Genomic DNA, 23,930 nt, shown 5'->3' on the forward strand with positions numbered 1-23,930 from the left:
GAAAACAACCCATGGCCACTCCCAAACCCATCATTCTCGCCGTCGACGACGACCCCCAGGTGCTGGCCGCCATCGCCCGCGACCTGCGCCAGGAGTTCAGCCAAGACTACCGCATCGTGCGCGTCAATTCCGGCCCCGAAGCCCTCGAAACCATCAGGGAACTGCACGCCAAGGAAGAACCCCTGGCCCTGATTATCGCCGACCAGCGCATGCCCCAGCTCGAAGGCGTGGAGCTGCTCACGGCCTCGCGGGAGTTTTTCCCGGAGACCAAGCGCGTGCTCCTCACGGCCTACGCCGACACCGAGGCCGCCGTGCGCGCCATCAACTCGGCCCGGCTCGACCACTACCTGATGAAGCCCTGGGACCCGCCCGAAAACCTCCTCTACCCCACCCTGCACGACCTACTGGACGCCTGGCAGGCCACTCACAAGCCCAAGTTCGACGGCGTGCGCCTGATTGGCTTTCAATGGTCGCCGCTCTCGCACGAGCTCAAGGATTTCCTCAGCGGCTACATGGTGGGCTACCAGTGGCTCGACTACGAAACCAGCGCCGAAGCCCAAGCCCTGGTGAAAGCCCGCGGCTTCGAATCCACCGACCTGCCCCTCATCATCTGCGCCGACGGCAAGGCCGTGGCCAACCCCAGCAAGACCGACCTCGCCAATCACCTCGGCATCGCCAACCAGCCCTTGCAGGAGATGTACGACGTGGTGGTGGTGGGCGCCGGCCCCAGCGGCCTGGCCGCCGCCGTGTACGGCGCCAGCGAAGGCCTCAAAACCCTCATCATTGAGCGCCAGACGCCCGGCGGCCAGGCGGGCACCAGCTCGCGCATCGAGAACTACCTGGGCTTCCCCACCGGCCTGAGCGGCGCCGAGCTGGCCTTCCGCTCCTGGACCCAGGCCATCCGCCTCGGCGCCGAGTTTCTGGCGCCGCAGGAAGTCACCAATCTCTGCATTCAGGACGGCTACAAGGTCCTCACTCTGGGCGATGGCCGCGAGGTGAGCACCAAGGCCGTGGTGCTGAGCACCGGCGTGAGCTACCGCACGCTCGACGTGCCGGGCATGGACCGCCTCAGCGGCGCGGGCGTGTACTACGGCGCGGCCCGCACCGAGGCCCGCAGCTGCGACGAGCAGGACGTGTACATCGTGGGCGGCGGCAACTCGGCCGGGCAGGCGGCCATGTACCTGGCCACCTATGCCCGCAAAGTTTACATTGTCATCCGCGGGGCCAATCTGGCCGCCAGCATGTCGGCGTATTTGATTGAGCAGATTCGCAACACGCCCAACATCGAGCTGCTGCCCTTCTCCCAAATCCGGGAAGTGTGCGGCCAGGACCACCTCGAAGCCGTGATGATTGACATCAACGGCACCGTGGAGAAGCGGCCAGCGCGGGCGCTGTTCGTCTTCATCGGCGCCAAGCCCAGCACCGAATGGGTGTGCGACCAAGTGGTGTGCGACGGCAAAGGCTTCGTCCTCACCGGCCGCGACCTCGTGGCCGACCCGCGCTACGCCCAAATCTGGAAAAAGACCAGGGAGCCTTATCTGCTCGAAACCTGCGTGCCGGGCATCTTTTCGGCCGGCGACAGCCGCGCCGGCGCCATGGCCCGCGTGGCCTCGGCCGTGGGCGAGGGCAGCATGGCCATCAAGTTCGTGCACCAGTACCTCGACGAGTAGGGCGCTAATGGGCGGGCGCCGCGCCGGCCAGGCGGTTGTAGCGGGCGATGAGGCGCGGAATGTCCTGATAGAGCCTTGTGCCGCTTAGCTCGGCCCGGCGCACCGAGTCGGCAAGGGCGGGGGTGGCGCGCAGGAAATCAGCCAGCATGGGGCCAAACTGTTTGCCGGGCAGTAGCACCGTCATGGTCGAGTCGCCCGGACCAGGGACGCGCAAGTACCAGTACCAGCTGTCGGTGATGCCTTTGGTGGCCGCGCGAATATGGGACACGGCTCCTACGAGCGGCACCACTTCCAGCCAGCCGCCCTCGTAGCTCCTCTGCTCAAACAACTCCAGATGGGGGCCCGCTACGCGGCGCTCCACCAACCCCACGAATGGTCGGCCGGGCAGGTGTAGCGGCACCAGCTCACGCCCCCGCCGGCGCACCCACCGCACCTGCGTGTACTTTATGAGTACCGGCTTGGGTCGGGGCAAGCTGGCCGGGTGGCGCCAGGTGAAATAAAAGCCCTCAAGCTCAGCGGTTCCGTCATTCATGAAGCCATAGTGCAGCTTGCCCTTGCTGGTACAGAGCAGCACCGGCGGCACATAATAGCCACTTTTGGGTTGCAGCGTGTCCGTGGCGGGGTGATGCACTTCCGCCGACTGAGCCGCGGCGTTGGCAAACGAAAAGCAAAGCAACCCTTTGAGCGCAAGCTTGATAAAACGCATTGTGGCAGGACGTATGGCTATGCAGGATGAAATAAAGATACGTCCCGCTACGGTGGTGCACCAATGCCGCCGCCGCCGCATAAGCACTTCTTAACCGCCGTTATAACTATGCCATTAGGCCCGTCAGTACGGTGGTTAAATGCTGCTTGTTCATGACTTACGTGCGCACCACCAACTGCTCGGGCAGGTGCATGAGGTAGTCGCCGTAGCCGCTTTTGCGCAGGGGCTCGGCCAGGGCGCGCAACTGGTCGGCGTTGATAAAGCCCTGGCGGTACGCTATTTCTTCGATGGCGCCCACCTTCAGGCCCTGGCGCTGCTCAATTACGCGCACGAATTCACCGGCCTGCATCAGGCTCTCGAACGTGCCGGTATCGAGCCAGGCCGTGCCGCGGCCCAGAATGCCCACCTTGAGGGTGCCGCGCCGCAGGTACTCGCGGTTCACGTCCGTGATTTCGTACTCGCCGCGCGGGCTGGGCTTCAGCCCGCGGGCAATTTCGATGACGTCGTTGTCGTAGAAATACAGGCCGGGCACGGCGTAGTTGCTCTTGGGCGTGGCCGGCTTTTCTTCAATGCTGAGGGCTTTCTTGTTGGCATCGAACTCCACCACGCCGTAGCGCTCGGGGTCGAGCACGTGGTAGGCGAAAACCACGCCGCCGGTGGGGTCGCTGTTGGCTTTCAGCAGGGCCTCCAGGCCGGCGCCGTAGAAAATATTGTCGCCTAGCACCAGCGCCACCTTGTCCTGGCCGATGAAGTCGGCCCCAATTACGAAGGCCTGCGCCAGGCCGTTGGGTACCTCCTGCACGGCGTATTGGAAGTCGCAGCCCAGGCTGCGCCCGTCGCCGAGCAGCTTCTGGAACTGCGCCTGGTCGTGCGGCGTGGTGATAATCAGCACTTCCCGGATGCCCGCCATCAGCAGAATCGACAGCGGATAGTAAATCATCGGCTTGTCGTACACGGGCATGAGCTGCTTGCTCACGGCCAGCGTGAGCGGGTGCAGGCGGGTGCCGGAGCCCCCGGCGAGGATGATGCCTTTCATGGGATGAGGAAAGTCGTACTTGTGAATTTCAGAACGTCATGCCGAGCTTGTCGAAGCATCTCTACCGCGCAAGTAATCAGGGTTACTCCTGCGGTAGAGATGCTTCGACAAGCTCAGCACGACGTTCCTTTTAGCTTGACGCTAGTTTCTTTCTTTGATAAACTCCTGATTGGCTTTGAACCAGTCCAGCGTCTGCCGCAGGCCCTCGCGGATGCGGATTTGTGGGTCGTAGCCCAGCAGGTTTCGGGCCTTGGAAATGTCGGCCAGGGAGTCGCGGATGTCGCCGGCGCGGTCGGGGCCGAACTTCGGCGCCAGGTCGGAGCCGGCTTCTTCGCGCAGGATGTCATACATCTGCACCAGGGAGGTGCGGTCGCCCACCGCAATGTTGTAGACCTGGCCCAGTGCCTCCGGCTTCTGCACCAGCGCGGCCCGGATGTTGGCCTGCACGCAGTTTTCCACGAAGGTAAAGTCGCGGGTCTGGCCGCCGTCGCCGTTGAGGGTGGGCGCCTGGTTTTGCAGAATGGCGTCGATGAACAGCGGAATCACGGCCGCGTAGGCCCCGCCCGGGTCCTGGCGCGGGCCGAAGATGTTGAAGTAGCGCAGCCCGATGATTTCCATGCCGTAGGTGCGGGCAAACACGTCGGCGTACAGCTCGTTGGCGTACTTCGTCACGGCATAAGGCGAGAGCGGCTTGCCGATGCGGTCCTCCACCTTGGGCAGGCCGGGGTGGTCGCCGTAGGTGGAGCTGCTGGCCGCGTACACGAAGCGCTTCACGCCCGCGTCCTTGGCCGCGGTCAGCATCTGCACGAAGCCGCCCACGTTCACGTCGTTGGTCAGCACGGGGTCTTTGATGGAACGCGGCACCGAGCCGAGGGCGGCTTCGTGCAGCACCACGTCCACGCCGGCGCAGGCGTTGGCACACACGGCCGCGTCGCGGATGTCGCCGTCCAAGATTTCCAGGCGCGCGTCGCCGGCAAACAGCGCCAGGTTTTTGCGGAAGCCGTTGGAGTAGTTGTCCAGCGTCCGCACTTTTTTGACGCCGTATTTCAGCAGGTACTCCACGATGTTGGAGCCGATGAAGCCCGCGCCGCCGGTAACGAGAAAAGTCAGATTATCGAGCGGCTGCTCGTGGAAAGGGTTTTCGTACATAAAGTCAGTTAACAGTTATCAGTGAGCAGTGAACAGTTATAAAAATGGCTATTGAACGATGCTGTCCACTACTCACTGATAACTGTTAACTGAAGCGCAGCGCTACCGCCCGGCGTACTGCTTGGCGTTGTAATCCTGGTAAGCGCCGCTCGTTACGTGGTTCAGCCACTCCTCGTTTTCGAGGTACCAGTCCACGGTTTGGGCCAGGCCCTGCTCGAAGGTGACGGAGGGCTTCCAGCCCAGCTCGTTCATTATTTTAGAGGAATCGATGGCGTAGCGCATGTCGTGGCCGGCGCGGTCGGTCACGAACTTGATGAGCTGGCGCGAGGTGCCCGGCGCCTGGCCGGTTTTCTCGTCCACCACGTCGCACAGCAGCTCAATGAGCTTGAGGTTTTGCCACTCGTTCACGCCGCCGATGTTGTAGGTTTCGCCGGGTTTACCCCGGTGAAACACCGCGTCGATGGCCGTGGCGTGGTCTTTCACAAACAGCCAGTCGCGCACGTTTTCGCCTTTGCCGTACACGGGCACGGGCTGGCCGGTGCGCAGCCGGTGAATGGCCAGCGGAATGAGCTTTTCGGGGAAGTGGTTGGGGCCGTAGTTGTTCGAGCAGTTGCTGAGCTTGATGGGCAGGCCGTAGGTGTGGTGCCAGGCCCGCACAAAGTGGTCGGAGCTGGCCTTGGAGGCCGAGTAGGGCGAGCGGGGGTCGTAGGCGGTTTCCTCGGTGAACATCTCGGGCCCGAAATCCAGCGAGCCGTACACCTCGTCGGTGCTCACGTGGTAGAACACGTGGCCGGCGTAGCCGCCGGGCTGCCAGAGGTGGCGCGCCGCGTTCAGCAAATTCACCGTGCCGATGACGTTGGTTTTCACAAACGCCATGGGGTCGGTGATGCTGCGGTCCACGTGGCTTTCGGCCGCAAGGTGAATCACGGCATCGGGCGCCTCGTGGGCAAACAACTGGTCGACGAAGTTCTGGTCGGCAATGTCGCCCTTGACGAACTTGTAGTTCGGCGCCTGCTTCACGTCACGCAGGTTCTCCAGATTGCCGGCGTAGGTCAGCGCGTCGAGGTTGAGAATCTGGTAGTTCGGGTACTTTGTCACGAACAGCCGCACAACGTGTGAGCCAATGAAGCCGGCGCCGCCAGTAATGAGGATTTTCATGCAGTAGGTGAGTAAGTGGGTAAATGAGTAAGTGAGCTGGCAAGCAAATGAGTAGCGCACGTTGGCCCACTTACTCATTTACCCACTTACTCACTTACCAAGCGTCTGCTGCCACTTCCAGGCGCTGGTCAGGGCCTCGGCCAGGGAGCCTTCCGTTTTGAATCCGAGCACGGTTTCGGCCTTCGTGGCGTCGGCGTAGATGGCGGGCACGTCGCCGGTGCGGCGGGGGCCCAGCTCCACGTTCAGCTTCTGGCCGCTCACTTCCTCGAAGGTGCGCACCACTTCCAGCACGCTGTTGCCGCGGCCGGTGCCCACGTTGAAGATTTCGACCCGCTCGGTGGCCTGCTTTTCCAACAAGCGGCGCACGGCCACCACGTGGGCCTTGGCCAGGTCCACCACGTAGATGTAGTCGCGCACGCAGGAGCCGTCGGGCGTGTCGTAGTCGGTGCCGTACACGGTCAGCTTTTCGCGGATGCCGGCCGCCGTCTGGGTGATGAACGGCACGAGGTTGTTGGGCACGCCCAGGGGCAGTTCGCCGATTTTGGCCGACGGATGCGCCCCGATGGGGTTGAAGTAGCGCAGCAAAATGGTGCGCGGCCCGCCCGCGGCGGCCACGTCGGTGAGGATGTCCTCGGCCATTTGCTTGGTGGCGCCGTAGGGCGAGGTGGCCTTTTTGGTGGGCGTGGCCTCGGTCACGGGCAGCGCGTCGGGCACGCCGTACACGGTGCACGACGAGGAAAACACCAAAGACTCCACTCCAAATTCGGGCATCACCGCCAACAGGGCCAGCAACGAGTCGAGGTTGTTGCGGTAGTAAGCCAACGGCTTCTGCACCGACTCGCCCACGGCCTTGAAGGCGGCGAAGTGCACCACGCCGACAATGCCGGGCTCGGCCGCGAACACCGTGCGCAGGGCCGCCTCGTCGGCACAATTGATGCGATACACCGGCACCTTGCTTCCCAGAATGCCCTCAATACCGGCCAGGGCCGATTCCTGGGAATTGCTGAAGTCATCGACAATAATGGGCTGGTAACCGGCCTGGCGCAGCTCCACTACCGCGTGCGAGCCGATGTAGCCAGCGCCGCCAGTGACAAGTATTTTTTTCATAAGCTATTAGCGGTTAGTCGTCAGCCGTCAGCTTTTTCAGGGCTGCTCCGAAGAGCTAACCGCTAACAGCTTTCAGCTAACAGCTACATTTATTACAGGCTCCAGTACTGAATGTCTTTCATCTTGCCCCGGTAGAGGCCTTTGATGTCGACGAGCACGGCGTTGGCGGAAGTGATGGATTGGAAATAAGCTTCGTCTTTCTCGGCGTAGGGCAAGTGGCCCACGGCCACAATCACGGCGTCGTAGTCTTTGCGCACGTCGTCGTTGGGCGTCAGGCGGAAGCCGTACTCGTGGTGCAGCTCGTTGGAATCGGCGTGCGGGTCCACAATGTCGACGTTTACCGAGAAGTTTTTCAGCTCCTGAATCACGTCGGCTACCTTAGAATTGCGGATGTCTTCCACGTTCTCCTTGAAGGTGGCGCCCATCACCAGCACGCGGCTTTTGGCCACGTCCTTGCCTTTCTTAATCATCATCTGCACCGTTTTCCGGGCGATGTAGGCGCCCATGTTGTCGTTGGTGGTGCGGCCGCTCAGGATAACCTTGGCGTCGTAGCCCAGCTCTTTGGCCTTGTAGGTCAGGTAGTACGGGTCGACGCCGATGCAGTGGCCGCCCACCAGGCCGGGCGAGAATTTCAGGAAATTCCACTTCGTGCCGGCCGCTTCCAGCACCTCGTAGGTGTTGATGCTCATGCGGTCGAAAATCATCGACAGCTCGTTCATCAGGGCAATGTTGACGTCGCGCTGGGTGTTTTCGATGATTTTGGCGGCTTCGGCCACCCGGATGCTGCTGGCGCGGTGCACGCCGGCGTCCACCACCAGCTCGTACACTTTGGCAATGGTGTCGAGGGCTTCGTCGTCGTTGCCGCTCACCACTTTCACAATGCGGCGCAGGGTGTGCTCCTTGTCGCCGGGGTTGATGCGCTCGGGCGAGTAGCCCACCTTGAAATCGTTCGGGAACTTCAGGCCCGACAGCCGCTCAATCACCGGAATGCAGTCTTCCTCGGTGCAGCCGGGGTACACGGTGCTCTCAAACACCACGTAATCGCCCTTTTTAATCACCTTGCCCACCGACGACGACGCGCCGAGCAGCGGCTTGAGGTCGGGCATGGCGTGCTCGTCGATGGGCGTGGGCACGGCCACGATGTAAAAGCTGGCCTGGCGCAGCACGTCGAGCGAATCGGTGAAGGTGATGTCGCAGCCGTCGAACGCGGCTTTGTCCAGCTCGCCGCTGGGGTCGACGCCCTGTTTCATCTGGGCCACGCGGCCGGCGTTGATGTCGAAGCCAATAACCTTCAGCTGCTTCGCGAATTCGAGGGCGATGGGCAAGCCCACGTAGCCGAGGCCGATAACGGCCAGGGTGGCCTCTTTGCGCAATAATTGGTCGTACACGTAGTTAGATTTTCGAGGTTCGTTTGTCGTTTTTGGTGAGCGGGCGCACTGACTGCTGGTCGGCGCTGAGCTCGTATTGTTCGCCGCTTTCGGGGCAGATGGCCCGGCGCTGGGCGTCGAAGGCCAGGCGGTGGCCGTAGGCGCTCATCCAGCCCCGGAGCCGGGCCGGCGTACCGTAGACGAGGGCGTAGGCCGGCACGTCGTGCGTGACCACGCTGCCCGCGCCCACGAAGGCGTAGCGCCCCAGCCGCACGCCGCACACGATGGTGGCGTTGGCGCCCACCGTCACGCCCTGCTCCAGGTAGGTGGGCTGGTACTGGCCGGCGCCCTTGCGGGGCACGGCGCTGCGCGGGTTTTTCACGTTGGTAAACACCACGGAGGGGCCCAGAAACACGTCGTCTTCGCACACCACGCCGCCGTAGAGGCTCACGTTGTTTTGCACCTTCACGTTGCGGCCCAGCGTCACGCCGTCGGCCACGAACACGTTCTGGCCCAGGTTGCAGTCTTCGCCCACGTCGGCGCCCGCCGAGATGTGGCAGAAGTGCCACACGCGGCTGCCGCGGCCCACCTGGCAGCCCTCGTCCAGGACGGCCGTGGGGTGGGCGTAGTAATCGGCGGCGGGGTGCGGCATGCGGGCAAGCGGGTGGTTCAGCCGGCAAAGGTAAGGCGGCGGGCGGGGTTGGGTTCGTACTTTTGGGTAATTCCCTCAATCCGACTGCATCATGGGCCTGCCTGCGTTCCAACTTCCCGAAGAATCGGTTTACGTTTCAGTCGATGACTACCTCGCGCTCGAATTCGAAGCCGCTACCCGCCACGAGTACGCCAACGGCCGCGTGTGGGCGATGGCGGGCGCCGAGATGGTCCACAACGATATCAACTACAACCTCAATCAAGTCATTGGCCCGCAGTTGCGCGGAAAAGGCTGCAAAGCCAATATGAGCGACTTGCGGGTGCAAACGAAAAACCGCTCCGGCTATCTATACCCCGACACAGTAGTGGTTTGTGGTACGCCCATGCTTTCTGATGAGGTGAGGCCCCGGTCCCTGACCAATCCGGTGCTCATTGTGGAAGTGACATCGGCCTCAACGGCCGAGCGCGACCATTACGAAAAATTCGCCCTTTACCGGCACATTATCAGCCTACGCCAGTACCTCATGCTCAGCTCCGAAGAGGTGCACGCCGAACTCTATACCCTGGACGAAGTGGGCCGCTGGATATACACTGAAACCCGCGACCTCTCCGCTGTGCTGGACCTGAGCAGCATCAGCTGCCAAGTGCCGCTGGCGGAGGTGTATGCGGGCGTTGAGTTGGTAAAGACTTGATTTAGTCGCGCAATGCTTCAGCGTAGTCATGCATCATGAATATGAGAGCAAGTGCTGCCGCTGCTAAGAAAAACAAGACGCTGAATCCCGCCAGGATGCCGTCGCCTGTCCGAGCATGAGCGCTTCGAAGCGCCTTATACAAAGCCCATAGATTGAGTGCTAATCCAACGACATAAACTAAAGCAGCCAACGCTCCTTGGTGGCGTGTATGGAGGGGCAGCCAGCTGTTTGAAGCAGTAAGGGCAGTTGCAATCACAATTACTAGTTGCCAGACCAAGCTCCCCAGAATGGTTCCAGCAAAACCTTTCAAAAACAGCCCGCGCACCTTAGCTGGAGCGGTTTCCGGCTTCTCCATGATGCCTACAGCTTCACGCACACGTTCTGGGCCTCGGTGAAAAACCGCAGCGCTTCCAGGCCGCCTTCGCGGCCCACGCCGGAGTTTTTCATGCCGCCGAAAGGCGTGCGCAGGTCGCGGTGCAGCCAAGTATTCACCCACACGATGCCCGAGTGCAGCTGGTGGCTCACGCGGTGGGCGCGTTGCAGGTCGCGCGTCCAGAGGGTGGCCGAGAGGCCGTAATCGGTGCTGTTGGCCCAGGCCAGGGCTTCCTCTTCGGTGTCGAAGGGCGTGAGGGTGACGACAGGGCCGAAGATTTCTTCCTGGTTGGTGCGGCAGTCGAAGGGCAGGTTTTCAAACACCGTGGGCTCCAGGAAGTAGCCGTCGGCACAGCGGCCGGGCACGGTGGCGCGGTGGCCGCCGGCCAGCAGCACGCCGCCTTCCTCGTGGGCCAGCCGGATGTAGTCCAGCACTTTGTTCAGGTGCGCTTCGCTCACGAGGGCGCCTTGCTTGGTGTCGGCTTCCAGCGGGTCGCCGATTTTCTGCGCCTCCAGCTGCTTCAGAAACTCGGTTTTAAACGCCTCGTAGATGGGCCGCTCGATGAAAATGCGGGAGCCGCAGAGGCAAATCTGGCCCTGGTTGGCGAAGCTGCTGCGGACGCTGGTGGCCACGGCGGCGGCCAGGTCGCAGTCGGCGAAGATGAGGTTCGGGTTTTTGCCGCCCAGCTCCAAGCTGAGCTTTTTGAACATTGGCGCGGCGGTGCGGGCCAGGTGCCGCCCGGTGGCGGTGCCCCCCGTGAAGCTGATGGCCTTGATGCCCGGATGCTCCACGATGGCCTGCCCGCAGTTCGGCCCGTTGCCGTGCACGATGTTGAGCACGCCGGCCGGCAAGCCCGCTTCCATGCACAGCTCGCTCAGGAAAAAGGCGGTGGCCGGCGTGATTTCCGAGGGCTTGGCCACTACGCAGCAGCCCACGGCCAGGGCCGGCGCTATTTTCCAGGTGAAGAGGTAGAGTGGCAGGTTCCAGGGCGAGATGCAGCCCACCACGCCCACGGGGTGGCGCACGGTGTAGTTCACGGCCACGCCTTCCTGCACGTGGGCCTCGGTGGCAAAGTGCTGGGCGGCCGTGCCAAAGAAGTGGAAGTTGCTGGCCGCGCGCGGGATGTCCATCACGCGGGCCAGGGCCAGGGGCTTGCCATTGTCCTGGCTTTCGGCGCGGGCCAGACGCTCCAGGTTGGCGTCGATGAGGTCGGCAACTTTGACCAGCAGGCGGCCGCGCTCCTCGGCCGGCAAGGCGCGCCAGGCGGGCAGGGCGGCTTCGGCGGCGGCCACGGCGGCGGCCACGTCTTCGGGGCCGGAATCCGGAATCTGGCCGTACACCTGCCCGGTGGCGGGCTCGATGTTGTCGAGAAAACGGCCGGCCCGGGGCGGCACCAGCTGGCCATTAACGTAATTGAGCAGGCGGAGCATGGCGGTTGGTTTAATCGTTGAGCCGGCGCTCCGGCAGGTCAGTCGGGGCCAGCGCGAGGGGTAGGGCAACGGGGTTCCGGCTAAAGTTTTGCCGAATGAGCAGCCATTCCTGCCGCCACTGGGTGAGGCGGTAAAGCTTTACGAAGCCCAGCACCATGGCCACCGCAAACAAGCCGGCTACGAAGAGCGGGTCGAACACCAGCACCGAGTACTTGCGCAGTTTCAGAAACTGGAGCACGCTTTCCAGATTGAGAACATAAGCTACCGACGTCAGCACGTAGGGCAGGTAGTCACGCTTCAAAAAGGCGTAGGCGGCTAAGAACAGCATGGCGGCATGCCAGTACCGTTCGTGCATCTGGGTGTTGAAGAACGCAAAGCAGAGGGGAATCAGCCCGCAGCTGAGCAGGACAATGGAGAAGTCATCCGGGTTAGACTCGCTGGCGGCCGGCGCAACGGGCGGGCGACGCAGCTTGCGAAGCGACAGCACCAGCAACGGAAACAGGGCGAGCGCCGATGCCAAAAAAAACAGCAGCAAGCCCCAGGTGCGGTACATAAGCCCGGCGTATAGGCCGGTATCGGCCACGCCCACGGGGTCCGGGTCGGGGGCGAGGGCGTACCAAAAATTGAACGCATTCATGGAGAGCACCGGATATGTGTTGGCCGCGCCCAGATTGAATTTGATAATCTGGGGCAGGTAATTTTCGTCGCTCCACCAAATGAAGGGCGCCAGGATGAGCGTGGCCAACACGGCGCTGGCCCCGACGGCCAGCCCCAGTCGTTGGGGCCGCTGCCACCACAGCGGCGCCCACAGCAGCAGCAGGGGCGGCATGAAAATGATGGCCTGGGTTTTGGCCGACAACGCCAGCACGAAAAACAAAGCACTGGCCACGGCGCGCTGCCGCACGGCCAGCACCACGGCCCCGAACACAAAGAAGGTGTAAATGGCATCGACTTGCGCCCACACCAGGGTGTTGTAGAGGTAGCCCAAGTTCAGCAGCAGCAGCAGGACCAGCCCAAACCGACGCTCGCGCTCGCGCACCAGCGAAGCCGCCCAGAACGCCCCCGCAAAATCAAACACCAGCGTGTAGGCCTTCAGCCAGTGACTGTAGTAAATGAGTTTTTCCACGTCGCCCATCAGCCAGCCATTGAACCACAGGATGTAATGGTAGAACGGATTGTAGTTGTTACCGGGCGACTGGTACACGTTGCCCAGCCCGTGGTAGAAAATGTCTTTAGACCAAGCCACCCAAAAGCTCATGTCGCTTTCGTGCGCAGCGTGGGGCACCAGCAGCAGCAGCAGCGTGAAGAGCAGAAACGTGTAGGTGAGTTGCCGACGTAGCGAGAGGGTGCCCATGCGTGAAGTGAAAAGCGAGCCGAGGGGTGGCGTGCAGCCGGCGGGCGCGCAGGGAAATGAAAAGCTAGAAGGGTTCTGGGCCGGGCGCGGGCGCCGGGAGGTCCGATTCGGCGATGATGTAAAGCGGGCGCTGGCGCACGTTGGCACTGAGGCGGGCCACGTACTCACCAATGACCCCCAACGCGATGAGTTGCACCCCGCCCAAGAACAGGATGCTCATCATCAGCGAGGCCCAGCCCGGCTCGTAGTCGTGCCACACCAAGCGAGAATACAGCGTGTAGAGCATCAGCAAAAAGGCCACGCCCGACACGGTGAAGCCCATGAGCGTGGCGGCCTTGAGCGGCGCGTCCGAAAAGCTCGTGATGCCGTCGAGGGCGAAGCTGAGCATTTTGCGGTAGGTGTAGCCGGTTTGGCCGCCAGCCCGCTCGGCCCGGTCGTACTCCAAGAACGTTTGGCGAAAGCCCACCCAGGCTATCTGCCCGCGCAGAAACTTGTGCTGCTCGGGCATCTGGCGCAGGGTGCGCACCACCCGCCGCGAAATAATGCGAAAATCGCCGGTATCCACTGGAATCGATACGTGGGTGATGCGGGCCAGCAAGCGATAAAACACTTTGGCAGTCAGCTTTTTCGCGTAGCTTTCACCCTGCCGCGAGCGGCGCTTGGCGTACACCACGTCGTATCCTTGCCCCAGTTTGGCGTAAAGGTCCGTGATGAGTTCGGGCGGGTCCTGCAGGTCGGCGTCGATGATGACCACGGCTCCGCCCTGCGAGTGGTCGAGCCCGGCTGTGACCGCAATCTGGTGGCCAAAATTGCGGCTGAAGTCCAAGTAGTGCACTCGCAGGTCGCGGGCGGCCAGCGCCTTCAGCATCGGCAGGGACCGGTCGCGCGAGCCATCGTTGACGAAAATCAGCTCAAACCCATTGGCCAAAACCATAGGCTCCAGCACGCTGAGCAGGCGCCGGTACAACTCGTCAATGTTGGTTTCCTCGTTGTAGATGGGAATGATGACGGACAAGTCCACGTGGGCTATAAAAAACTAAAAGGTGAAATTTTAAAACTCAGGCTGGTTTTTGGGCCAGGGCAAACACGCTCACGCCCAGCGGCAGGTTGAAGAGGCGCAGCAAGCGGTTTTCGATTTTCATCCACCACAACAGCAGGCTGTTAGCCGGTCCCACGAGGTGGCGCAGGTCACCGGTGGAGCGCGGGTTTATTCCCTTCGAAACCGGTCCCGACGTCAACCGACGCCCGAGCCGCAGCGTTGCCGCCGGAAAATAGAGGGCTGCGTTCCAGAACGAACTGCGCTGGATGTGCAGGCTGGCCCGTTGCAGGGCGTCCACCAAGCCTTGGCGGGAATAGCGGCGGAAATGGTGGTTCATCACGTCGTGCTCGCTCCAGAGGTGGGCATGGGCCGGCACAAACACCAGGAGCCGCCCGCCGGGCTTCAGCACACGGGCCCACTCGCGCAAGGTGCCGGTTTCGTCCTCGATGTGTTCGAGCACGTCGGACGCAACAACCAAATCAAAGTGCCGGTCGGCAAATTCAAGGGCGGCGCCGTCCATCACCGCGGCGTTGGCCACGCCGCGGGCGCGGGCCAGTTCAATGGCCGGCTCGCTCACGTCGATGCCCGTCACGTCGGTGTAGCCGGCGGCACGCAGGCGCTGCATCAGGGGGCCGCCCGAGCAGCCGATTTCCAGAATGGCGGCCGTGCGGGGCAGCTGCAAGCCGGCGATGAGGTCGTACACCGCGTCGCGGCGGCTGGCAAACCACCAATGTTCTTCTTCGAGTTGGTGGTATTTGGCTTCGTAAGTCAGGTCCATGCCGAGCAAAAGTACGGCACGAAGTCGTCGTCGCCGCCGGGCCGAAACGCTGGCTTGGCTTCGTGCTTTTTTCCCGATGCGAGTGGGCTGCCCGCATCGCCCGCCCTGCGCCAAGGAAGTAGCGCCGGGCCGTGGCACCAGGGCCTCAAGGCCTCAGCGAATACGTGTTTTTGACCAACCGCCGCCGGGCGCCCGTGCCGATGTAGTAATACACGTCGGTATTAACAGGGCGAATGAGCAAGTCGTCGGCCAGCAGGTCGTGGTTTTGATACAGCACTTCGATGCGTTGCACGCCGGGCTGCACCCGAAACGGCACCACGATGCGCACCCAGTCGCCCATCACCTCGGTGGCCTTGCGGCTGTCCACCACCGATTCCGCGGTGCCGCCGTCGGCGTAATGGGAAACGACCCGCATGTTGCCGAAGCCGTAGTCGGTTTTGCCATTTATCCACACCGAGGCTTCGTAGCGGCCCGTGTCGGCCGGGGCCGGCACGGGCCCGTCGTAGAGGGTTGAAAATTTATCCTGTGGCTCATAGAAGGCCCCGGCGCCCAAGCGGCCGCGCCGGTCCGCGGCCTGAGCGAAGTCCTGCACCAGCACGCCGGCGGCCGTGGTTGTGAAGAGCCCGCCCGGCCGCGGCTTGAGGGTCGGCAACAGCGAGTCGGCCTTTGCCTGTTCCCGGGGCAAGTCGGTGGCGGCCAGGGCGGCCAGCGGCAATTCGTAGAGGGAGGCTTCGGGGGTTTGCACCAGCAGGTGGGCCAGGCCCACGAGCCGCTGCTCGGCGTCGGACAGGATATCGGGCGTCACAAGCAGCAGCAGGGGCTTGTTGTTGGGGAAATGCGCCAGCAGTTCCCTGGGCACCAAGGGGCTGCTAAACAACTGGATGTGCTGCATGGCCTCCCCCACCGAAGAGCGGGGAATGTGGTTGGCCAACAGCGGCAACCCGCTGATGGCGGAGGCTTTATAGGCCTGAAAAATGGAATTGCCGCTCCCGGCCTGGTCAAATTTGTCGGTGCCCATGTTGTAGTACGGCACGGGCAAAATGGCTTGGAATTCGGAAAAGCCGCGGTTTTTCCACGTCAGTTGCGAAACCGGGCTGGAGCTGGGGTCCAGAAAGTCGTTGGCGCCGGTGTTGGCCATCACCCTTGTGGCTTCGGTGGACACTTGCAGCCACGCCTCGGCGCCCCAGAACAACAGCACCGGCAGCCCCACCCACGCCAGCGCGCCCAGCCGCCGCCGGCGCAGGTACCGCCACAGCCGGTAAAGGCAATACGCCGTGTAGGTAGTGGCCACGTAATAAAAAGGCCAGGCGAAGCGCCCCAGCGACCGAAACTGTTTCACTTGCCCGGCGTGCTCGGTGAGCCACTCGAAGCCGTGCCACTTAAAGGGCACGCCAAAAGAGAAAATCAGCAGCAGGGAAGCAGCCCACAGCCCGGTGCGCAAATGCAGCGGCGCCGCCGGCCGGCCCAGGCGGCGCCACCGGCGGCGCGCCAGCACCGCCGCCGTGCCCAAAAGGCAAGAGGCCGCCAAGGTGACCGTGCTGACCAGGCCGACGTAAGAAAAGCCTTCCGAGCTGGCGGGCTCGTCGCCGGGCCACTGCGCCTGCCACCAGTCGTAGACGGGGCCCATCACCGGGGTGAACACCGTGCCGGGCGTGGCCACGAACACCAGCAGGCCGTAGGGGTTGGGCGGCCGGTCGGTCACGTGGTCGGTGGCCCAGAGGTAGCCGCGGAACAGGAGCAGCGGCAGCGCCGCCGTCAGCGCCAGGCGCAGCAGCCACCGCCGCAGGCGGGGCTGCTGCCAGGCCAGCACCAGCACGTGCCCCAGCAAAAACGCGCAGCCCACCGCTAAGAAATACGGCATCACGGCCCCAATCAGCAGAATGCTGACGGTGAACACAATGTACCAGCGCCACCGGCCCGGCGCCTCCTGCATCCGGATGATGCAGTACCACAGCCACGGCACAAACCACGCGTAGCTAAGCATCAGGTGCCCGTCGAGGCGCAGTACCTGGGGCGACATGAACCCGATAATCAGGGCCAGCAGCCCGGCGTAGAGCACGGGCAGGCGGGTGCGCCGCAGCACCGCATATAGCACCACCGGCGTAATCACCAGGGAGCTCAGGCCCAGCAGGTTGAGAATGGCCACCGAGTACCGCCCGGCTGGCACACCGTGCCGGTGCAAGAAGCCCATGATGGTGGCAAGCAGCGGCTGCAGGTTGGGGTAATTGAAATGCTCGCCGTAAGGGTAGTTCATGCCCGTGAAGCGCAGGCCCATGTCATGCATCACGTAGAAGGCCGTGACGTAATAGCTCTGCAGCATGTCGCCGCTCGGGTTGAAATAAAAGTCGTTGGGATTAGCCAGTACGGGGCCGAACAGCACCGCCGTCAGCGCCAGGGCCGCCAGGGCCACGCCGCCCATGCCCAGCCAGTGCAGCTTGCGGAAAGATGAACTCATGCAAAAAAGGGAAAGAAAGCTCCTTTGAATTAAAGCAAGGCCGGTGGGCCGTGGGGTGAGCGGCGGCTGGCGGCGGCGCAGCCACCGCCCTGAGCGGCGCAAAAAGCGCACCGCTTGGCAGCAAGCCCAGTGTTTCGGTTTTCGCAGCGTTCAAAATTAGGGCTGAATTGGCAAGTAGACACTTCGGGCAAGGCCACTAGGCCCCAAACCAGGTTTAAATCCTTGTGTCATTCCCAATTCTGGGCATATTGCGCGGTTCGGCCTTTCCGAAGTTCCAGACGCCGAAAGCCCGCCGTAGCTTTGTTGTGTGGTGGGCTCTGTCGGCTACGCCTTTATTCTCGTTTATGGCCGTTCCTCTCCTTTCCCTTATCGTCCCAGCTTATAACGAAGCCACGCGGTTGGGCAATACCATTGAGCAAGCGCTGGCTTATTTGCAGGCGCAGCCTTACCGCAGCGAAGTCATTGTCGTCAACGACGGGTCGACCGACAACACCACCCAGGTGGCCGAGGCCGTTTTTGCGGCGCAGGCGGGCCGCATTGCCACGCGGCTGCTGAGCTACCAGCCCAACCGGGGCAAAGGCTACGCCGTGCGCCAGGGCCTGCTAGCCGCCCAGGGCCAGGTGGCCTTGTTTTCAGACGCCGACTTATCGACGCCGATTGACGAGCTGCCGCAGTTGCTCAACCCCATTCTGGCGGGCCAGTTCGACATCGTTTTCGGTTCGCGGGCGCTCGACCCTAGCCTCGTTGGCACGCACCAGCCGTGGTTGCGGGAGCAAAGCGGCCGGTTTTTCAACCTGGTGATGCGGCTGGCGACCGGGCTGCCCTACGTCGACACGCAGTGTGGCTTCAAGGCGTTTCGGCTCGACGTGTGCCGCCCCATCGCGGAGGGGGCCATCCTGGACCGGTTTGGCTTCGATGTGGAACTCCTGTACCTGGCCTACAAGGCCGGCCTGCGCCTGCACGAGCAACCCGTGCGGTGGAACGACGCCGCGGGCAGCAAGGTGGGCGTGCTCGGTGGCCTCGATGGCTTCCGGGAATTGCACCAGCTCCGCCGCAGGGCGCGGCGCGGCCGCTACGACGACACCCTGCGGCGCACCCGGGAAGCCATGGCCAAGCCCGCGCCGCTGCTGCAACCGGAGCCGTAGGCCCGCCGCGCGGCCAGCGGAAAGCGGCCGCCGTCTGCCCCGTTTTTTCAACCTGACCCAACTGTCCCATGCCTGATTTTTCGCCTTCTTCGCCTAGCCAACGATGGATGGTACCCCTCTTTTTTTTGGCGGTGCTGGTGCTGGGCCTGCTGGTGTTTCGCGATTACGGCCTGTCCATCGATGAAAACCAGCAGCGCGATACGGGCATGATTTCGCTCAAGCACGTAGCGCTGAAAGTGGCCCCCGCCTGGGTGAAGGCCGACCACGATTTTGACAAATACAACACGCCCCTGGCCGAATACTACGACCGCGACTACGGCACGGCCTTCGAAACGCCGGTATGCCTGGCCGAGCGCCTGTTGGGCTTGTCAGACGGCGGCGACAAGTTTTTGTTCCGGCACCTGTGCACGTTTTTGGTGTGCTTCGGGGGGCTGATTGCCGTGTACCAGCTGGCGGCGCGGCGCTTCCGCAACTGGCGGCTGGGCCTGTTGGCCGCGCTGTGGCTCCTGCTCTCGCCGCGGCTCTTTGCCGAGTTCTTTTACAACGACAAAGACGCCGTGTTCATGGCCCTGTTCGCCATTGCCACCAACACGGGCGTGCGGCTGTTGCTTCGCCCCACGGCGCGCCGGGCCGCCTGGCACGCCCTCGTCTGCGCCATCACCATCGACGTGCGCATCATGGGCGTGCTGCTGCCCTTGCTGACGGTGGCCCTGCTGGGGTGGCGCGCCCTGCGCGGGGAAGTGCGCTGGCCGCGGGCGGTGGGCACCAGCGCGCTGTATCTGGTGGTGCTGGCCGGCGCGGTGGTGGCGCTGTGGCCCTACCTGTGGCCAGCGCCACTCGACAACTTTGTGGCGGCCTTTGAGAAGATGAGTGCTTTCCGCTGGGGCGGCATGGTGCTGTACCGGGGCGATTTCATCATCGCCACCGACCTGCCCTGGCACTACGCGCTGGTGTGGATGGCCATCACCACCCCCGTGCTGTACGTGGGCGCCGGCTTGCTGGGGCTGGGGCTGGTGGTGCGGCAGGTGGTGCGGCAGCGCTGGCGCTTGTGGCAGGACGAAGCCGGCCTGCAGGACGTGGTGTTTCTGGGCTTGTTTGCGGGGCCGTTGCTGGCGGTGATTGCGCTGCACTCGGTGCTCTACGACGGGTGGCGGCAGGTGTATTTTGTGTACCCGGCGTTTTTGCTGCTGGCCCTGCGCGGCTGGGTGGCCGCGGCCGCCTGGCGGCCGCGCTGGGCGTGGTGGCCCAAAGCGCTTTACGGTGCCACCGCGCTGAGCGCGCTCGTCATTGCAGCGCAGATGGTGCGCGACCACCCGCTGCAAAACGTGTACTTCAACGTGCTGGCCGGCCGGCACGTGGCCGAGCGCTTCGAAATGGACTATTGGGGCCTGGGCTATCGCCAGGACCTGGAATACATCATTGAGCACGAAACGCGGCCCGTGGTCACGGTGTTTGCGCCTGGCCCCAGCCCCGCCGAATTCAACCGCCTGATGCTGCCGGCTTTCCAGCGCGAGCGCCTGCAGTTTGTAGACAAACCTGAGAACGCCGACTACTTCATCACGAACTACCGCTGGCACCCGGAGCCCTATCCCTACGATTTCGAGGTGCATCAGGTGCGGGCCGACGGGCGGCGGGTGCATTCGGTGTTCCGCCTGCGCTGAAGTAGAGCGAACAAGCAGCCAGCGCCCCGGCAAGCGTCCGAAACAGCCGTCAGGCCGCGCGCCTTTCCCCGGCCCAGCCAATAGGCAGCGCTAACGCCTCGATTCCCCAGGTTGGTTTGTTAGACCCGGTTTGGGAGAAATCATTCGAGTTATCCATCCTGAAGCCGGCCAGAAGTGTCTTAAGTATGGCCAAAAGCCAGTAGATTTGTGGCGGCTTTTTGCAGCACCTTGTTTTCTAATAATTCATTTTTTACTCTTTGCTTCGTGTCTAAGTTTTCCTCTCTTTTGGCCTGTGCCACAGTTGCGTCTCTACTGGGCGCTTGTTCCAGCAACGAGTCTGTTGATTTGCCTCAGGGCATGGTGACGCGCAACAACTTCGAAAACGTGCAGGGCTGGGGCGGGGCCAATGAAGCCAGCGTGACGACGGAGAAGGCCCACTCGGGCAAATCGTCTATCTGTGTAAACCCCCAGGTGGAGTACAGCTACACCTACAACCGCACGCTGGGCCAAATGACTTCCGGCAAGCCCAAAAAACTCACGGTGGAAGGCTGGGCCTGGGTGCCCGACAAAAACGCCAAGGCCTCCGTTACGGTGGAAATCAAACACTCTCCCACCAGCAACAGCACGGTGTTTTACGAAGGCCTGGATTTGGTTTCCTCGGTAGACGGATTCAAGGACTGGAAAAAAGTAAAGAAGACGTTCACCCTTCCCGATTCGGTGGCGTTCAACAACGCGGTGAAAGTGTACGTGTGGCGGGGCTCCAGCCCGTCGCCGGTGTACTTCGATGACATGGCCATTAGCCTTGAAAACTAGTTTTTGGCGCGTAGGCGCGGCCACGGCGGGGCTGGCGCTGCTGGCGGCCTGCTCCTCGCACGACGACGCCGGGGACTGGATTGGCGACGTGGTGACGGCCAACGACTACGAGGCCGTGATGGGCTGGGTGCCGGGCGCCACGTCCATCACGCGCGACCACGCCCACTCCGGCCGCTACGCCGACCGCGTGGATGCCGCCCACGAATGGGGCGTTACGTTTCAGGCCCCCCTGGGGCAGGCCAGCGTGCATGCGCTGCGCGGCCTCGACATCGAAGCCTGGGCTTACGCCAAAGAGGTGCAGCCGGCCGCCACGGCTTCGCTGCAAGTAGAAGTGTGGGCCCACGGCCCCGGACAGGACCCCGCGCCGCTGTTTAGCGGGAGCATGCCGTTGGCCGCGCAGCTTCAGGACTCCTGCGTGTGGACCAAAGTCAACTCCCGGTTTACCCTGCCGCCCAGTATGCCCTACGACGCCAACCTCCGCATTTTCCTGTGGCGCTCGACGGCTAAAAAGGCGGCGTACCTCGACGACATTCGGGTGAAAGCCCTCGAATAAGGCGTTTCTTCCTTTGCTTATGCGCCTTCTCCGGTTTTTTGTTCAGGCCCGGCCCCGGCAGTGGGGCTGGTTGTGGCTGTTGGGCTGCTGGCTGGCCGTGTGGGCCGAGTTGGAGCTGCTCACCGATTCGCGCAATTACTACGGGCCCATGTGGAGCCCCGTGCTGTTGCTGGCGGCCGGGGCGGTGCTGTGCGGCTGCGCGCTGGGTTTCTGGCTGCGGCGCCCGGCCGTGGCGCCGGCGGCCGAGGCGGTGCTGCGCCGCGTGCCCGTGGCGGGGCTGCTGCTGCTGCTGGGCGGCGGCTGGGTGCTCTCGGTGCAGGCGCCGGCGGTGGCCACCCGGCCGGTCAGCCTTAACTACTCCGACGTCATCGTCATTCTGCAAACCTACGTGAGCCGGTTTCGGAGCGGTGAAGTGGTGTACCGCTACCTCACCAACCTCTCGTACCCGCTCTTTCCGAACCACTTGCCCATGCAGTGGCTGCCTTACGTGCCGGCCGACGCGCTGGGCATCGACTACCGCTGGTGGGCCATGGGCTTGCTGCTGCTGCTTGGTTTTGGGGCCTACCAACTGGTGCTGGTGCGGCAGCCGCTGTCGTGGCTGGAGTTTGGGCTCAAGGCCTTGCTGCCGGCCTACTTTGTGGTGCGACTCATTCAGGCCAACCCCGACATTTACTCGCTGACCTGCGAGCCCACCATCATTTGCTACTACTGCCTGCTGGCGGCCAGCGTGTTGGGGCGGTCGGCCGGGCTGCAAGCCACGGCCCTGGTGTTGTGCCTCATGTCGCGCTACTCGGTGGTGTTCTGGGTGCCGTTTTTCTTGTGGGTGCTGTGGCGGGAAGTAAGCCCGCGCCACGCGCTGGTGGTGGCGGGCCTGACGGGGGCCGGCATTCTGGGCGTTTACGTGGTGCCTTTTCTGAGCCACGACTGGACAATTTTCTCGCACGCACTGGCCGAGTACCGCATTGCCACGCTGGGCGAGTGGAGCCGCAGCTCCGGCACCGACTTGCCCGTGCACGTGTTTGGGGGCACGGGGGTGGCCTCGTGGTTTTACACCTACGGCCCGGAGAGCATCAGCGAGCGCATCACGCTGCTGCAGCGCACGCACGTGGTGGTTTCGGCGGGCGTGGTGGCGCTGGTGGCCTGGCTGTACTACCGCCTGCGCCACCGCCTCGACTACCGCCTGGCGGCCCTCATCGGGCTGAAGCTGTACCTGGCAACGTTCTACTCTTTTTTGCAGATTCCGTACCTGTACCTGACTTCCCTGAGCCTGTTCATTTCGCTTTTTGTGGTGATGACCGTTGGGTTTCGGCGGGCACCGGAGGCGCCAACCGCTGTTGCGGGGCACGCGTAAGGGGTTCTGCCGCTTCACCTGTTCCACAGCGTTTGTTTTGCCATGATGTTGCAGTGCTTTCGCGTGGGGTTGCTGCTGCTCCTGCTGAGCGGGGCCAGCAGCCTGACCGGCGCTGCCCAGCGCCGGGTAAACTACGCGGACTGGAAGCTGGAGTGGGCCGAAGAATTCAATGGGCCCGTCGATACGCTTTCGTTGATGACGCGCTGGCGGTTTGCCTACCCCTGGGGTCGCAACCTCGATGCCAATTCGGAACTGCAGTACTACACCGGTACGGGCGTGCGGCCCGGCACAAACGGCACGCTGAATCTGGTTTCGGCCCGCTTGCCGCAGTCCATCCCCTACCGCCGCAAGCAACTCACCTATTCGTCGGGGATGCTCATCAGCCACCACCCCGCCGATTCCTTACGGCCCCAGGGGTGCCAGCCCGACAATGGCTTCAGCTACGGCTTGTTTGAGGTGCGGTGCCGGCAGCCGTATGACGGCGCTTCGTTTCCGGCGTTCTGGCTATGGGGGGGCGTGCCCGATGAAGTTGACGTTTTTGAGGCCAATCGCGCAATGTTCAATAGCACCCTGCACATCACCGGGGGTGGCTTCTGGCGGCCCAGCCGCACCAAACACGATGAATGCAGCTGCTCGTTTCACAACGTCGATGCGCATGAAGACCTTCACACCCAGTTTCATACCTATGGGTTGGAGTGGTTGCCCAACGAACTCATTTTTTATTTTGATGGTGTCCCCATTCGCCACGAAACGCGCTTGGTTCCCGAGGGCTGCGCCATGTACCTCATCGTCAATCTGGCCGTGTCGGACTGGGTGGGCGTGCCCGGCGACACGTTGGCCCTCGATTACATCCGCGTGTACCGACCGCGGCGGCTGCCGTCCACCACCCTGGTGCGGCACGGGGGCGAAGGGCCTTTTTCCGAATTGGAATGGCTGCCGTGGGAGCAAAAGCCCGGCCGCCTCGACGTTTCCAGGCACCAAAGCTGGACGGCCACGCCCCGCCCTGACCACCGGCTGGAGCTTTTCCTGACCGACAACCGCAACCCCCTCTGCGACCAGGAATTTCCGCTGCCGCACGAAGGCCGCTGGGCCCCGCCGTGGGTCGTCGTCGACAACCTCCCCGCCCTGGCCCTTCATTTCGCGCAAGCCGAACCCGTGGCCTGGACGCTGGCCAACGCCCTGGGCCTCCCGGTGGCGCGGGGCACCATCGCCGCGCCAACGGACGCGGCCAGGGCCCCGCGCTGGCCGCGCGACATGCCGCCCGGCGCATACACGCTGCACCTGCGCCAGGGCGAGGCAACGGTGGTGCACCCGGTGGTGCTGCTGGGCCGCACCCGCCACGACGCCACCCCGACGGCCACGTGGCTGCTGCCGGCCCCGTTGCCCCAGGCGCCGACTTCGGAGGTCGCCCCCTAGCAGTCAGGCGAGCCCTCGTTCGCGCG

At 63.3% G+C, this 23,930-nt stretch carries 21 protein-coding genes; 8 read left to right on the top strand and 13 right to left on the bottom strand.

The window, feature by feature from the left end:
• The first annotated feature begins 11 nt into the window (after positions 1-11).
• Positions 12-1,670: an FAD-dependent oxidoreductase gene (locus tag I2H31_RS21630; protein WP_196295145.1), complete on the top strand. Its 1,659-nt coding sequence runs from the start codon at positions 12-14 to the stop codon at positions 1,668-1,670.
• Between the two features lie 4 nt (positions 1,671-1,674).
• On the opposite strand, the gene I2H31_RS21635 is transcribed toward I2H31_RS21630, so the two are convergent.
• The 7 genes from I2H31_RS21635 to I2H31_RS21665 all read right to left on the bottom strand — a co-directional run bounded on the left by I2H31_RS21635 (position 1,675) and on the right by I2H31_RS21665 (position 8,845).
• Complete coding sequence (locus I2H31_RS21635; protein WP_196295146.1) at positions 1,675-2,376, bottom strand: hypothetical protein; 702 nt, start codon at positions 2,374-2,376, stop codon at positions 1,675-1,677.
• Between the two features lie 157 nt (positions 2,377-2,533).
• Entirely contained in the window at positions 2,534-3,412 is an 879-nt protein-coding gene (gene rfbA / locus I2H31_RS21640) for a glucose-1-phosphate thymidylyltransferase RfbA (protein ID WP_196295147.1), read from the bottom strand.
• Positions 3,413-3,553: 141 nt separating this feature from the next.
• Complete coding sequence (locus I2H31_RS21645; protein WP_196295148.1) at positions 3,554-4,561, bottom strand: SDR family oxidoreductase; 1,008 nt, start codon at positions 4,559-4,561, stop codon at positions 3,554-3,556.
• A 102-nt stretch (positions 4,562-4,663) separates the two neighbouring features.
• The gene (rfbB, locus tag I2H31_RS21650; RefSeq protein WP_196295149.1) at positions 4,664-5,719 is read right to left on the bottom strand and encodes a dTDP-glucose 4,6-dehydratase; all 1,056 of its coding nucleotides are present in this window, start codon (positions 5,717-5,719) and stop codon (positions 4,664-4,666) included.
• Between the two features lie 90 nt (positions 5,720-5,809).
• Positions 5,810-6,826 (bottom strand): UDP-glucose 4-epimerase GalE, encoded by a 1,017-nt coding sequence (gene galE, locus I2H31_RS21655; RefSeq protein ID WP_196295150.1) that lies wholly within the window; start codon positions 6,824-6,826, stop codon positions 5,810-5,812.
• A 92-nt stretch (positions 6,827-6,918) separates the two neighbouring features.
• Complete coding sequence (locus tag I2H31_RS21660) at positions 6,919-8,214, bottom strand: nucleotide sugar dehydrogenase (RefSeq protein WP_196295151.1); 1,296 nt, start codon at positions 8,212-8,214, stop codon at positions 6,919-6,921.
• Between the two features lie 4 nt (positions 8,215-8,218).
• On the bottom strand, positions 8,219-8,845 hold the full coding sequence (locus I2H31_RS21665; protein WP_196295152.1) for an acyltransferase: 627 nt from the start codon (positions 8,843-8,845) through the stop codon (positions 8,219-8,221).
• A gap of 91 nt (positions 8,846-8,936) precedes the next feature.
• Between I2H31_RS21665 and I2H31_RS21670 the strand changes: the two genes are divergently transcribed.
• Positions 8,937-9,536, top strand: coding sequence for a Uma2 family endonuclease (locus I2H31_RS21670; protein ID WP_196295153.1), 600 nt, complete (start codon positions 8,937-8,939; stop codon positions 9,534-9,536).
• 1 nt (position 9,537) lies between these two features.
• Here the strand turns inward: I2H31_RS21670 and I2H31_RS21675 are convergent, their stop codons facing one another.
• The 6 genes from I2H31_RS21675 to I2H31_RS21700 form a co-directional block, all read right to left on the bottom strand.
• Positions 9,538-9,912: a hypothetical protein gene (locus I2H31_RS21675; protein ID WP_196295154.1), complete on the bottom strand. Its 375-nt coding sequence runs from the start codon at positions 9,910-9,912 to the stop codon at positions 9,538-9,540.
• Complete coding sequence (locus I2H31_RS21680; protein WP_196295155.1) at positions 9,897-11,339, bottom strand: aldehyde dehydrogenase; 1,443 nt, start codon at positions 11,337-11,339, stop codon at positions 9,897-9,899. Before I2H31_RS21680 ends, I2H31_RS21675 begins: the two co-directional genes overlap by 16 nt.
• Before the next feature lie 10 nt (positions 11,340-11,349).
• A complete protein-coding gene (locus I2H31_RS21685; protein WP_196295156.1) occupies positions 11,350-12,693 on the bottom strand; it encodes a hypothetical protein in 1,344 nt (447 codons plus the stop codon).
• Positions 12,694-12,757: 64 nt separating this feature from the next.
• Complete coding sequence (locus tag I2H31_RS21690; protein ID WP_196295157.1) at positions 12,758-13,714, bottom strand: glycosyltransferase family 2 protein; 957 nt, start codon at positions 13,712-13,714, stop codon at positions 12,758-12,760.
• A gap of 37 nt (positions 13,715-13,751) precedes the next feature.
• Positions 13,752-14,510 (bottom strand): class I SAM-dependent methyltransferase, encoded by a 759-nt coding sequence (locus I2H31_RS21695; RefSeq protein ID WP_196295158.1) that lies wholly within the window; start codon positions 14,508-14,510, stop codon positions 13,752-13,754.
• Positions 14,511-14,655: 145 nt separating this feature from the next.
• The gene (locus I2H31_RS21700) at positions 14,656-16,965 is read right to left on the bottom strand and encodes a hypothetical protein (RefSeq protein ID WP_196295159.1); all 2,310 of its coding nucleotides are present in this window, start codon (positions 16,963-16,965) and stop codon (positions 14,656-14,658) included.
• Positions 16,966-17,309: 344 nt separating this feature from the next.
• Between I2H31_RS21700 and I2H31_RS21705 the strand changes: the two genes are divergently transcribed.
• The 6 genes from I2H31_RS21705 to I2H31_RS21730 all read left to right on the top strand — a co-directional run bounded on the left by I2H31_RS21705 (position 17,310) and on the right by I2H31_RS21730 (position 23,904).
• Complete coding sequence (locus I2H31_RS21705; RefSeq protein ID WP_196295160.1) at positions 17,310-18,110, top strand: dolichyl-phosphate beta-glucosyltransferase; 801 nt, start codon at positions 17,310-17,312, stop codon at positions 18,108-18,110.
• A 107-nt stretch (positions 18,111-18,217) separates the two neighbouring features.
• Positions 18,218-19,771 carry a hypothetical protein gene (locus I2H31_RS21710; RefSeq protein ID WP_196295161.1) on the top strand — a complete coding sequence of 518 codons (1,554 nt, stop codon included), beginning with the start codon at positions 18,218-18,220 and terminating at the stop codon, positions 19,769-19,771.
• Between the two features lie 357 nt (positions 19,772-20,128).
• Positions 20,129-20,584 carry a carbohydrate binding domain-containing protein gene (locus I2H31_RS21715; RefSeq protein WP_196295162.1) on the top strand — a complete coding sequence of 152 codons (456 nt, stop codon included), beginning with the start codon at positions 20,129-20,131 and terminating at the stop codon, positions 20,582-20,584.
• Complete coding sequence (locus I2H31_RS21720; protein WP_196295163.1) at positions 20,574-21,137, top strand: hypothetical protein; 564 nt, start codon at positions 20,574-20,576, stop codon at positions 21,135-21,137. Before I2H31_RS21715 ends, I2H31_RS21720 begins: the two co-directional genes overlap by 11 nt.
• A 19-nt stretch (positions 21,138-21,156) precedes the next feature.
• A complete protein-coding gene (locus tag I2H31_RS21725; RefSeq protein WP_196295164.1) occupies positions 21,157-22,488 on the top strand; it encodes a hypothetical protein in 1,332 nt (443 codons plus the stop codon).
• 42 nt (positions 22,489-22,530) lie between these two features.
• Entirely contained in the window at positions 22,531-23,904 is a 1,374-nt protein-coding gene (locus tag I2H31_RS21730) for a glycoside hydrolase family 16 protein (RefSeq protein WP_196295165.1), read from the top strand.
• Positions 23,905-23,930 lie beyond the last annotated feature (26 nt).

Origin of the sequence: Hymenobacter ruricola (assembly GCF_015694525.1) — a bacterium.
In the GTDB taxonomy this organism is placed as follows: Bacteria; Bacteroidota; Bacteroidia; order Cytophagales; family Hymenobacteraceae; genus Hymenobacter; species Hymenobacter ruricola.

What these genes read in the sequence shown, in the direction of transcription:
- I2H31_RS21630 (WP_196295145.1), top strand. Translation starts at nt 12, where the DNA reads ATGGCCACTCCCAAACCCATCATTCTCGCCGTCGACGACGACCCCCAG.
- I2H31_RS21635 (WP_196295146.1), bottom strand. Translation starts at nt 2,376, where the DNA reads ATGCGTTTTATCAAGCTTGCGCTCAAAGGGTTGCTTTGCTTTTCGTTT.
- rfbA (WP_196295147.1), bottom strand. Translation starts at nt 3,412, where the DNA reads ATGAAAGGCATCATCCTCGCCGGGGGCTCCGGCACCCGCCTGCACCCG.
- I2H31_RS21645 (WP_196295148.1), bottom strand. Translation starts at nt 4,561, where the DNA reads ATGTACGAAAACCCTTTCCACGAGCAGCCGCTCGATAATCTGACTTTT.
- rfbB (WP_196295149.1), bottom strand. Translation starts at nt 5,719, where the DNA reads ATGAAAATCCTCATTACTGGCGGCGCCGGCTTCATTGGCTCACACGTT.
- galE (WP_196295150.1), bottom strand. Translation starts at nt 6,826, where the DNA reads ATGAAAAAAATACTTGTCACTGGCGGCGCTGGCTACATCGGCTCGCAC.
- I2H31_RS21665 (WP_196295152.1), bottom strand. Translation starts at nt 8,845, where the DNA reads ATGCCGCACCCCGCCGCCGATTACTACGCCCACCCCACGGCCGTCCTG.
- I2H31_RS21670 (WP_196295153.1), top strand. Translation starts at nt 8,937, where the DNA reads ATGGGCCTGCCTGCGTTCCAACTTCCCGAAGAATCGGTTTACGTTTCA.
- I2H31_RS21680 (WP_196295155.1), bottom strand. Translation starts at nt 11,339, where the DNA reads ATGCTCCGCCTGCTCAATTACGTTAATGGCCAGCTGGTGCCGCCCCGG.
- I2H31_RS21685 (WP_196295156.1), bottom strand. Translation starts at nt 12,693, where the DNA reads ATGGGCACCCTCTCGCTACGTCGGCAACTCACCTACACGTTTCTGCTC.
- I2H31_RS21695 (WP_196295158.1), bottom strand. Translation starts at nt 14,510, where the DNA reads ATGGACCTGACTTACGAAGCCAAATACCACCAACTCGAAGAAGAACAT.
- I2H31_RS21700 (WP_196295159.1), bottom strand. Translation starts at nt 16,965, where the DNA reads ATGAGTTCATCTTTCCGCAAGCTGCACTGGCTGGGCATGGGCGGCGTG.
- I2H31_RS21705 (WP_196295160.1), top strand. Translation starts at nt 17,310, where the DNA reads ATGGCCGTTCCTCTCCTTTCCCTTATCGTCCCAGCTTATAACGAAGCC.
- I2H31_RS21710 (WP_196295161.1), top strand. Translation starts at nt 18,218, where the DNA reads ATGGTACCCCTCTTTTTTTTGGCGGTGCTGGTGCTGGGCCTGCTGGTG.
- I2H31_RS21715 (WP_196295162.1), top strand. Translation starts at nt 20,129, where the DNA reads ATGGTGACGCGCAACAACTTCGAAAACGTGCAGGGCTGGGGCGGGGCC.
- I2H31_RS21725 (WP_196295164.1), top strand. Translation starts at nt 21,157, where the DNA reads ATGCGCCTTCTCCGGTTTTTTGTTCAGGCCCGGCCCCGGCAGTGGGGC.
- I2H31_RS21730 (WP_196295165.1), top strand. Translation starts at nt 22,531, where the DNA reads ATGATGTTGCAGTGCTTTCGCGTGGGGTTGCTGCTGCTCCTGCTGAGC.